Source organism: Nonomuraea terrae (genome assembly GCF_004348995.1).
GTDB lineage: Bacteria > Actinomycetota > Actinomycetes > Streptosporangiales > Streptosporangiaceae > Nonomuraea > Nonomuraea terrae.
Map to the genome: position 1 here is coordinate 1 of NZ_SMKQ01000273.1, position 9,878 is coordinate 9,878.

10 protein-coding genes are annotated in these 9,878 nt (G+C 72.1%); 8 read left to right on the forward strand and 2 right to left on the reverse strand.

Going from position 1 to position 9,878, the window contains the following annotated elements; genetic code table 11:
* The 4 genes from E1286_RS42995 to E1286_RS43010 form a co-directional block, all read left to right on the forward strand.
* The coding region (locus tag E1286_RS42995) for a VWA domain-containing protein (protein ID WP_132622502.1) at positions 1 to 951 on the forward strand (951 nt) is incomplete at its 5' end.
* A 220-nt stretch (positions 952 to 1,171) separates the two neighbouring features.
* On the forward strand, positions 1,172 to 2,548 hold the full coding sequence (locus E1286_RS43000) for an MFS transporter (RefSeq protein ID WP_246075653.1): 1,377 nt from the start codon (positions 1,172 to 1,174) through the stop codon (positions 2,546 to 2,548).
* Between the two features lie 43 nt (positions 2,549 to 2,591).
* Complete coding sequence (locus E1286_RS43005) at positions 2,592 to 3,563, forward strand: enolase C-terminal domain-like protein (RefSeq protein WP_246075654.1); 972 nt, start codon at positions 2,592 to 2,594, stop codon at positions 3,561 to 3,563.
* The gene (locus E1286_RS43010) at positions 3,560 to 4,225 is read left to right on the forward strand and encodes a class I SAM-dependent methyltransferase (RefSeq protein WP_132622504.1); all 666 of its coding nucleotides are present in this window, start codon (positions 3,560 to 3,562) and stop codon (positions 4,223 to 4,225) included. The genes E1286_RS43005 and E1286_RS43010 overlap by 4 nt, the downstream gene beginning before the upstream one ends.
* An 89-nt stretch (positions 4,226 to 4,314) precedes the next feature.
* On the opposite strand, the gene E1286_RS43015 is transcribed toward E1286_RS43010, so the two are convergent.
* On the reverse strand, positions 4,315 to 5,454 hold the full coding sequence (locus tag E1286_RS43015) for an ROK family protein (protein WP_246075655.1): 1,140 nt from the start codon (positions 5,452 to 5,454) through the stop codon (positions 4,315 to 4,317).
* 107 nt (positions 5,455 to 5,561) lie between these two features.
* Here E1286_RS43015 and E1286_RS43020 point away from each other — a divergent pair, with 107 nt between their 5' ends.
* Genes E1286_RS43020 through E1286_RS43030 form a run of 3 tightly spaced genes read left to right on the forward strand, consistent with a single transcriptional unit; the run spans position 5,562 to position 7,929 of the window.
* On the forward strand, positions 5,562 to 6,473 hold the full coding sequence (locus tag E1286_RS43020; RefSeq protein ID WP_132622506.1) for a glutamate ABC transporter substrate-binding protein: 912 nt from the start codon (positions 5,562 to 5,564) through the stop codon (positions 6,471 to 6,473).
* Complete coding sequence (locus E1286_RS43025) at positions 6,473 to 7,117, forward strand: amino acid ABC transporter permease (protein ID WP_132622508.1); 645 nt, start codon at positions 6,473 to 6,475, stop codon at positions 7,115 to 7,117. The genes E1286_RS43020 and E1286_RS43025 overlap by 1 nt, the downstream gene beginning before the upstream one ends.
* Complete coding sequence (locus tag E1286_RS43030; RefSeq protein WP_132622510.1) at positions 7,114 to 7,929, forward strand: amino acid ABC transporter permease; 816 nt, start codon at positions 7,114 to 7,116, stop codon at positions 7,927 to 7,929. The genes E1286_RS43025 and E1286_RS43030 overlap by 4 nt, the downstream gene beginning before the upstream one ends.
* A gap of 105 nt (positions 7,930 to 8,034) precedes the next feature.
* Here E1286_RS43030 and E1286_RS43035 read toward each other — a convergent pair whose 3' ends face one another.
* Positions 8,035 to 9,459, reverse strand: coding sequence for an LCP family protein (locus E1286_RS43035; RefSeq protein WP_132622512.1), 1,425 nt, complete (start codon positions 9,457 to 9,459; stop codon positions 8,035 to 8,037).
* A 231-nt stretch (positions 9,460 to 9,690) separates the two neighbouring features.
* On the opposite strand from E1286_RS43035, the gene E1286_RS43040 reads away from it, so the two are divergent.
* A partial coding sequence (locus E1286_RS43040; RefSeq protein WP_187368309.1) for an enoyl-CoA hydratase-related protein occupies positions 9,691 to 9,878 on the forward strand: 188 nt, incomplete at its 3' end.

Sequence of the window (9,878 nt, forward strand, 5' to 3'; positions counted from 1 at the left end):
CGCACGTACTTCCCCTCGACCGTCGTCCAGGTCATGCAGAAGGACGCGATCGAGAAGCTCAACCTCACCCGCCTGCTCCTGGAGCCCGAGATGCTGGAGGCCGTCGAGCCCGACGTGCACCTCGTCGGCACGCTCCTCGCGCTCAACAAGGTCATGCCCGACCAGGCCCGCGAGTCCGCCAGGGCGCTGGTCCGCAAGGTGGTGGAGGAGCTCGAACGCAGGCTCGCCCAGAAGACCAGGGCGGCCGTCACGGGCGCCCTCGACCGCTCGGCCAGGACCCACCGCCCCCGCCGGATGGCCGACATCGACTGGGACCGCACGATCCGCGCCAACCTGAAGAACTACCTGCCCGAACGCAACACCGTCGTGCCCTCAAGGCTCATCGGCTACGCCCGCAGGCAGCGCTCGGTGCAGCGCGAGGTGGTGCTCTGCATCGACCAGAGCGGCTCGATGGCGGCCTCGGTCGTCTACTCCAGCGTCTTCGGCGCGGTGCTGGCGTCGATGCGGTCGCTGAAGACGTCCCTGGTGGTGTTCGACACGGCGGTGGTCGACCTGACCGACCGCCTGCACGATCCCGTGGAGCTGCTGTTCGGCACCCAGCTCGGCGGCGGCACGGACATCAACCGGGCCATCGCCTACTCCCAGGGCCTGATCACCCGGCCGACCAACTCCATCTTCATCCTGATCAGCGACCTGTACGAAGGCGGCGTCCGCCAGGAGATGCTGCGCCGGGTGGCGGCGATGACACAGGCCGGCGTACAGGTGATCGTGCTGCTCGCGCTGTCCGACGAGGGCGCCCCCTTCTACGACCACGAGAACGCCGCCGCGCTGGCCGCGATGGGCGTGCCCGCGTTCGCGTGCACGCCCGACGCCTTCCCCGACCTGATGGCCGCCGCGATCGAGCGCCGCGACATCGCCCGGTGGGCCGAACGCCACACGCAGCCCGGCTAGACCGTCGCCCGGACGCCCGGCGCCGGAGCGGGGACGGCCACCCGAACGTCCGTCCGAGCAGCGCCACCTCAGCCTGCGTCGACGCCCGAAACGGGAACAGCGGCGTGCCGAACGCGCCGCCGACGCCCTCCTCGACGGCCCGCATGCCCGGGCCCTAGGCCCATGTGCCTAGGGCCCGCGCCCGATGTGCTGACCTGGGGCGTCGCCCTACGGTGCCGGTATGACGACGACTGTTGAAGCCGAGGCGCCCGTCAGTGTGGTGTCCCCCCGCTACCGGGCGATCAGCATCGGCCTGATCGCCCTGGTGACGTTACAGGCCTTCGAGGCGATGGCGGTGACCACGGCCATGCCCGTGGTGGTCCGTGAGCTGGACGGCCTGTACCTGTACAACCTGGCCTTCAGCGCCTCACTGGCGGCCGGCATGATCGCGACGGTCCTGGGCGGGCGGTGGAGCGACGTGCGAGGGCCGATGCAGCCCATCGCGGTGGGCGTGGCCACGTTCGTGGCGGGGCTGCTCATGGCCGGGCTCGCGCCCACCATGGAGGTGCTGGTCATCGGGCGGTTCGTGCAGGGGTTCGGGACCGGGCTGACCCAGGTGGCGCTCAGTGTGCTGGTCGCCCGGGTCTATCCCGCGGCGATGCATCCGCGGGTGTTCGCGCTGTTCTCGGCGGCCTGGGTGGTGCCGTCGATGGTCGGGCCGGCGATCGCCGGGTTCGTGGCCGAGCACGCCGGGTGGCGGTGGATCTTCCTCGCCGTCATCGCGGTCGTCGTGCCCGCCGCGCTGCTGCTCTGGCGCGGCGCCGCCGGCCGCGCCCCGGCGGACGGCATCGCGCCGCCCGCCCCGGGCCTCGGCGGCAAGCTCATGTGGGCCGCGCTGACCGCCGTGTCCGCCGCGCTCATCCAGTACGGCAGCGCGCTCGGCCTGGCCGGCCTGCCTCTGCTGGTCGCCGGCGTCGTCCTGCTGGCCGTGGCGCTGCCCCGGCTGCTGCCGGCCGGCGCGCTGCGGGCCGCCCGCGGCCTGCCGACCGCGCCGCTGCTGCGCGGCCTGGCCTTCGGCTCGTACACGGCCGCCGAGGTGCTCATCCCGCTCATGCTCAAGGACGCGCGCGGCCTCAGCGCCGCCGGCGCCGGTGTCGTGCTCACGGTAGGGGCGCTCGGCTGGTCGCTCGGCTCCTGGGTCAAGGGCCGCGGCACGATGGGCGACATGGCCGCGATCCGCGGCGGCGCCGCCATGATCGCCGCCGGGGTCGCGCTGGTCATGCTCGTGCTCGTCGACGCCGTCCCGCTCGCGGTCGCGTACGCCGCCATGGCCGTCGCCGGGTTCGGCATCGGCACCCTGCACCCCACGGTCTCCGTCCTGGTGCTGCGCATGTCGAAGGAGGGTGAGGAGGGCCGCAACAGCGCGGCCGTCGGCGTGGGAGAGTCGGTGTTCACCGTGGTGGCGGTCGCGGTCAGCGGTGCCCTGTTCACCGCCGCCGGGCAGCACCACGCGGCCGGGCTCGCCGTCGCCGTGGCCCTCGCGGTGGCGGGCGCTGTACTGGCCCCCCGTTTCGTGCATTCCTCCGCACCGGGCACTATGGAGAGGACCGCGTCATAAAGGGGGGTACATGCCGCGCGTGCGGGAGTTCGAGGTTTTCCGATTGCCCCTGCCCCATGGCAGGAAGTCGGAGAGCCTGCTCGTCAAGCTCACCGACCACGGCGGCATGACCGGGTGGGGTGAGACCACCGCGCCCCCGCCCAAGACCTGGTCCCGGCTGGAGGAGACGCTCGGGGCGTTGCTCATCGGGGTCGACTGGGAGCATCCCGACACCGTGCCGAGCGGCGACACCGCGGTCGACATGGCCTGCTGGGACCTGTGGACGAAGATGCGCGGCGTGCCGCTCGCCGAGGCGATCGGCGGCACCCGCACCTCCCTCATGGCGACCGTCCGGCTCGTTCCCGACCTGTCCGTGGAGAGCCTCGTCTCGCGGGTCAACCAGCAGATCTGCGCCGGCTACGGGCACGTCACGCTCGACGTCCGGCCCGGCTGGGACGTCGAGCCGGTGCGGGCGGTGCGGCAGGCGTACCCGGCGCTGACGCTGGCGGTCGACTGCGGCAACGCCTACACCGACCTGGGCCAGCTCGTCGCGCTCGACTCCTACGGCCTGGAGGTCATCGAGCGGCCCTTCCCCGCCACCGACGTCTACAGCCACGCCGCGCTGCAGGACGAGGTGGCCGCCTCGGTGGCCGTCGAGGTCGCCTCCACCGCCGAGCTGGACGACTACCTGACCCTGCGGGCGGCGCGGGTGCTGCTGCTGCGCCCGGCCGCGTTCTCGTCGTTGTCGGACGTCCGGCGCGCCCATGATCGCGCCTCGGCGGCGGGCTGGGACATCCAGTGCGCGGGCGGCCAGGGCGCGGGCCTGGCCAGGGCGGCGACGGTCGCGGTGGCCAGCCTGCCGGGCTGCACGCTGCCGTGCGACGTGACGCAGCCGCCGAAACAGAACCAGATCGTCAACCCCATCGTGGGCGCGAACGGCGGCGTCATCGCGGTCCCGCTGACGCAGTCGGGGCTGGGGCACGAGATCGACGAGACCCGGCTGCGCCGGCTGGCCAAGGAGTCGTTCCACGCATGACCTCGCAGCAGGATCCCGAGGCCGACGCCCTCCGCCTGGCCGGGGAGTCGCTGGCGGCCGGTGACCCGACGGGGTGGTTCGAGCGCCTCTACGCCGAGTCGGCGACCGGCGCGGCGACCGTCCCGTGGGACTCGCGGGCGCCGCACTTCCTGCTGGCGGAGTGGGGGCGCGGCCGGGCGGGCTCCGGGCGGGCCCTAGTGGTCGGCGCGGGGCTGGGCGACGACGCCGAACACGTGGCGGGGCTGGGTTACGACACTGTGGCGTTCGACGTAAGCGAGTCCGCCGTGCGCCTGGCCCGCGAGCGGTTCCCGCAGAGCGTGGTCGACTACCGGGTCGCCGACCTGCTGGACCCGCCGGGGGAGTGGCGGCACGCGTTCGACCTGGTCGTCGAGATCATGACCGTGCAGGCGCTGCCGGAGCCGCTGCACGCGCGGGCCGCCGCGGCGATCGCGGACTTCGTCGGCCCCGGCGGCACGCTGCTGGTGATCGCGTCAGGCCGTGAGCAGGGCGAGCCGGTGAGCCCGCCCCCGTGGCCGCTGACCCGGCCGGAGGTGGCCGGCTTCGCGGCGGGCGGGCTGGAGCCCGGCGTGGTCGAGGAGCTGCGCGACGGTGGCCGGTTGCGCTGGCGGGCCGCCTTCCACCGCCCCGCCGCGGCAGGCTGAGCGCCCGCGGTCGCCCGCCCGCACCGCAGACCACGGACCGCTCGCGTGCCGCTCGTTCATTATTCTGATCTACTTTGTAAAGGCGCCCGCTATGGCCGCGTGACGGCCTCCAGCAGCAGCGTCCCGGCGCCCAGGAGGGCGGCGTCACGGCCGGCGCGCGCCGGCGCGATCTCCAGGTCGCGCGTGGCGAGCGGCAGGCAGCGTTCCCAGACGGCGGCTCTGATCGAGGTGATGAGCGGTTCGGCCGCCGACAGGCTGCCGCCGACGGCGACCACGTCGGGGTTGAAGAAGTTGACCAGCACGGTGAGCACCTCGCCGATGCGGCGGCCAGCGTTGCGCACCAGGCTGGTGGCCTCGGGAACGGCGTCGTTGACGAGCGTGACGATGTCGGCCGGCCGGGTCACCTCGATGCCGGCCTCGGCCAGCGCGTCGGCGAGGGCGGCGCCGCTCGCGTATGCCTCCAGGCAGTCGGGGTGGCCGCAGGCGCACAGGATCGAGGAGTCGGAGCGCACCCGGACGTGGCTGATGTCGCCGGCCGCGCCCCGGCCGCGGTGCAGGCGGCCGTTGACGACGACGCCGCAGCCGATGCCGGTGCCGGCCTTGACGACCATGAGGTTCTCGCTGCCCGGCCAGTGGCGTGCCTCGCCGACGGCCATGAGGTTGGCGTCGTTCTCGACGAGGACGGGCAGGTCGTAGCGGGTGGCGAGGTGGTCGGCGACGGGGAAGTCGTTCCAGCCGGGCATGCGCGAGGGGGTGACGACGCGGAGGGTGGCCGGGTCGACCGGGCCGGGCACGCCGGTGCCGACGCCGCGCAGCGGGACCCCGGCGGGCACGTGCTCGGCGAGCAGGGCGTCGAAGGCGTCGGCGACGCGGTCGAGGGTGGCGCGGGGGCCGTCGGCGATCTCGCACGGGCGCTCCTCGATGACGAGGGGGAAGCCGCTGAGGTCGAGCAGGCCGAGGCGTACGTGGTGGGCGCCGAGGTCGGCGACGGCGAGGACGCCGGCCGCGGGTGACAGGCGCAGGCGCCGGGGGCGGCGGCCACCACGGGAGGTGCCGGATCCCTCTTCGGCGAGCAGGCCGGCGTCGATGAGCTCCTCGACGCGCAGGGAGATGCTGGAGGCGGCCAGCCCTGACAACCGGGCCAGCTCGGCGCGGGACTCGGCCTTGCCGGTGGCGACGAGTCGCAGCAGGTCGCCCTGTGGCCCCCGCACGGGCAGCCGCTGGTTCATGTGAGATACCTACCACGCACCGACTTGGGCCGACAACGTATTGACTTGCTCCGAAATATCCCACTACGGTCCGGAATATCTTCGATATCGAAGGAAGTGAGCGGTTCATGAAGAGGTTTGTCGCCGTCGCCGTCGCCTCCGTCTTAGCCCTGGCGGCCTGCGGTGAGTCGAGCAGCCCTGCCGTCCCCGGAGCGGCCCCGAGCAGCGGCGGCACCGACGTGCTGGCCAAGGCGCCGGTCGCCGCGGCGGCCGAGATCCTGCCGGGCTCCACCATGGAGAAGATCAAGCAGCGCGGCGAGCTCATCGTGGGCGGCTCGCTGGACGCGCCCCTGCTCTCCCAGCAGAACCCGGTGACCGGTGAGGTCGAGGGGTTCGACGCGATGATGGGCAAGGCGCTGGCCAAGTACATCCTCGGCGAGCCCAAGGTCAAGATCGTCAACTCGGCGTCGGAGACCCGGGAGGCGCTGCTGGCCAACGGCACCGTGGACGTGGTCTTCCAGACGTACACGATCACCGAGGAACGCGCGGAGCAGGTGGCGTTCGCGGGGCCCTACTACACCTCCGGTCTGACGATCGCGGTGAAGAAGGGCACGACGGGCATCACCAAGCCCGAGGACCTGAACGGCAAGAAGGTCCTGGCCGGCGCGAACACCCCGGCGATCCCCGCGATCGAGCAGGCCGCGCCGGACGCCGAGATCATCACGTTCGGCAGCGACCCGGAGTGCATGCAGGCGCTCAAGCAGGACCGCGGCGTGGCGTACGTGCAGGACGAGACGATCCTCATCGCCAACGCGCAGAAGGACCCGTCGATCGAGATCGTCACCAAGCCGTTCACCGTGGACCCGTACGGGATCGGGCTCAAGCACGGCGACGACCCGTTCAAGAAGTTCGTCAACGACTGGCTGGTCAAGATCCAGCAGGCGGGTGTCTGGCAGGACATCTGGAAGGGCTCCATCGGCACCGTGGTGACCGGTGAGGCGCCCGCGCCGCCGCAGATCGGCTCCGTGCCGGGGTCCTGATGTCGGTGCTCCTCGACCACCTGCCCGAGCTGTGGCAGGGCCTGATCGTGACGATCCAGCTCACCGCCGCGTCCTTCGCGGGCGCGGCGGTGCTGGGCGCCGTGGTCTGCGCCCTGCGCGTGAGCCCGGTACGGGTGCTGCGCGCGATCGGCACGGCGTACGTGGAGGCGTTCCAGAACCTGCCGCTGCTCGTGCTGCTGGTGCTGGCCTTCTTCGGCCTGCCGGAGATCGGCATCCAGGCAGGCATCCTGACGACGGCGATCGTGGTCATCGCGGTGTACGAGGCCGCCTATGTCGGCGAGGCCCTGCGCTCGGGCGTGAACGCCGTCTCGAAGGGGCAAGGCGAGGCGGCCCGGGCGATCGGGCTGACGTTCGGCCAGTCGCTGCGGTACGTCATCCTGCCGCAGGCGCTGCGCACGGTCGTGCAGCCGCTCGGCAACATCTTCATCGCGACCACCATGAACACGGCGCTGGCCGCGGCCGTCGGCGTGGTCGACCTGACGGCCGCGGCGAACCGGGTGAACCTCGCCGAGGCGCAGCCCATCCCGATCTTCGTGGGTGCGGGCGCGGCTTATGCCCTGATCGCCGCCCTGGCCGGGTTCGTCACCGGACGGCTGGAGCGCAGGCTGGTGATCCTGCGATGAGCGTGCTGTTCGACGAGCCGGGGCCGAAGGCGGTCAGGCGCATCCGGGTGGCGACCGTGCTGGGCACGCTGGCCGTGGTGGCGCTCGCCGTGCTGGCGGTGCGGCAGTTCGCCGCCAACGGGCAGTTGGACGCGGCGCGCTGGCAGCCGTACGCGACGTGGCCGATGTGGCGTTATCTGCTGAACGGGCTGTGGTCGACGTTCCTGGCGGCCGTGGTGTCGGCGGTGCTGGCGATGGCGTTCGGCCTGCTCCTGGCGCTGGGGCGGCTGTCGCCGCGGGCGTGGGTGCGTGGCCCGTCCGCCGCTTACGTCGAGGTGGTCCGCACGATCCCGGCGCTGCTGCTGGTGTACGTGGTGCTGTTCGCGCTGCCGCGCTACGGGCTGGACCTGCCGCTGTTCTGGAAGCTGGTGGTGCCGCTGACGGTGTCGAACGCCGCCGCGTACGCCGAGATCTTCCGGGCCGGGATCAACTCGGTGGAGCGCGGCCAGATGGAGGCGGGCCTGGCGATCGGGCTGACGCGCTTGCGCGCGATGCTGCTGGTCGTGCTGCCGCAGGCGGCCCGGCGGGTGCTGCCGTCGCTGGTCAGCCAGTCGGTCGGCCTGCTGAAGGACACCTCGCTCGGCTTCGTCGTCAGTTACGGCGAGCTGCTCTACAGCGGGAAGGTCCTGGCCGCCTACAACGGCCTGCTCATCCAGACGTACCTGGTGGTCGCGCTGATCTACCTGGTGGTCAACATGTCGCTGTCCAAGCTGGCCCGGGTGCTGGAGGCTCGCCAGCCGGTCACCCTCAGGAGGAGGACCGCGGGCGCCTGACCTCGCCGGGCTCGGGCAAGCCGTTCCAGACGCCGGCCTGCCTGACCGCGGGCCGCGCTGGGCCTGACCGTCGGCCTCGTGCGGTGGGTGAGCCGGGGGCGGGGGTCAGGTGGTGCCGCAGCCTTCGGTGAGGTTCTTGACCGGGTCGTCGCCGCGGGGCTCGTCGGTGGCCTGCTTGTTCTTCTTGGGGGACTTCGACGGCGTGGCGGAGGCGGCGACGGGGTTGGTGCGGGCCGAGTCGCGCAGGGCCTTGTCGGCGATGTCGCGGATCTTCCCCCAGTCGGGGTAGCCGGTGTTGATGATCGGCGGCACGAACTGCACGCTCGTCACCTCGCCGTTCTTGACCTTCAGCGCCAGCGGCACGAGGTGGCGGAGCATCGGCCGGGGAATGTCGGTCCTGATCAGCTCCTTGGTGGCCAGCGCGATCTGGTTGAACCGGGTCAGCACCGTCGCCGGGTCGGCCTGTTCGAGCAGCGCGCCGAGCACGCACCGCTGGCGGCGCATGCGGGTGAAGTCGTCGCTGTAGGTGCGCGAGCGGGCGTACCACATCGCGTCGGCGCCCTTGAGCTTGCGGGTGCCGGCCTTGACCAGGCCCTCGTTGTACCTGCCGAAGACGACGTCCTGCTCGACGGTGATGGTGACGCCGCCGATGGCGTCGATGAGGCGGGCGAAACCCCACATGTTGACCAGGGCGTACCAGTCGACCTTGACGCCGAGGGTGTAGCCGATGGTGTCCATCAGCACCTTGGCGCCCTGGTGCTGCTTGCCGCCGAAGATCTCGGGGTGGGCGTCGGCGTACTCCCAGACGCTGTTGAGCAGGTCGCTGCGCCCGCCGCCGGGGTCGGTCGGCAGCCGGAACCCGTCGGGGAAACGCTCGGCCATCGGGGTGCCGGGCCGGAAGCGGACGTCCTCCAGGTTGCGCGGCAGGCTGAACAGCACGGTGTTGCCGGTCTGCACGTCGACGCTGGCGAGGTTCATGCTGTCGGTACGGACGCCGGTCCTGTTGTCGTCGGCGTCGCCGCCGAGCAGCAGGATGTTGACCCGCTTGCGGCCCGCCCACGGGTCCTCCGGCTTGGGGTCGGGCGCGGGCGGGTCGCCGGGCTCCTGCGCCGTCGGCTGGAAGATGCGGTCGAGCGCGTCCCTCGCGGTGAGTGTGTACTGCCCGACCACGCCGAACGGCACCACGACCGCGACGGCGAGCAGCCCCGTGAGGACGCCGGTGAGGATCTGCCCGGTCTGAGGGAGCCGGCCGGGCCGCAGCACGACGAACGAGTGCACGATCAGGGCGAACCAGGCCAGGCCCAGCACGGCCGCCATGACGATGATCGGCACGAGCACGGAGTCCTGGGTGAGCGAGCCGGCCAGGGCGTCGCGGCCGTTCACCAGCCATATGCCGAGCAGCGCCAGCAGGAGGGCGGCGTAGCAGGAGATCAGCACGAGGCCGGTCTTGCGCCAGCCGGCGCGCAGGTGGGCGGCCCCGGGCGCGAGTGTCGACAGCACCAGCCACCCAAGGATCGCTCCGGCGCTCACCGGTTCCTTTGCCTGCCGCACGCCTTCCCCGTTTCCCCGTGTGTTCCACCGTAGACGTAAACACCGCCCCACGAGGGGATCCGCTGGTCGCGTCTCCCGCTCGGCAGGGCAGGGGGCGGCCGCAGGGCGGAGCCCCCGCCTCAATCATGGATTGAGGCGGAAGCTTACGCCGCAGAGACGAAATATGTCTTTATCGGAGGGTGAACATCAGCGACCGAATAAGATTCGGTCATGGCCTTCTCTGAGATCGCGTACGAGGTGTCCGACCGGATCGCCACCATCACGCTGCGGCGCCCGGAGCGGCTCAACGCCTTCACCCTCACGATGCGCGCCGAGCTGATCGAGGCGTTCGATCAGGCCGACGCCGACGACGACGTGCGCGCGGTGGTGGTCACCGGGGCGGGCCGGGCGTTCTGCGC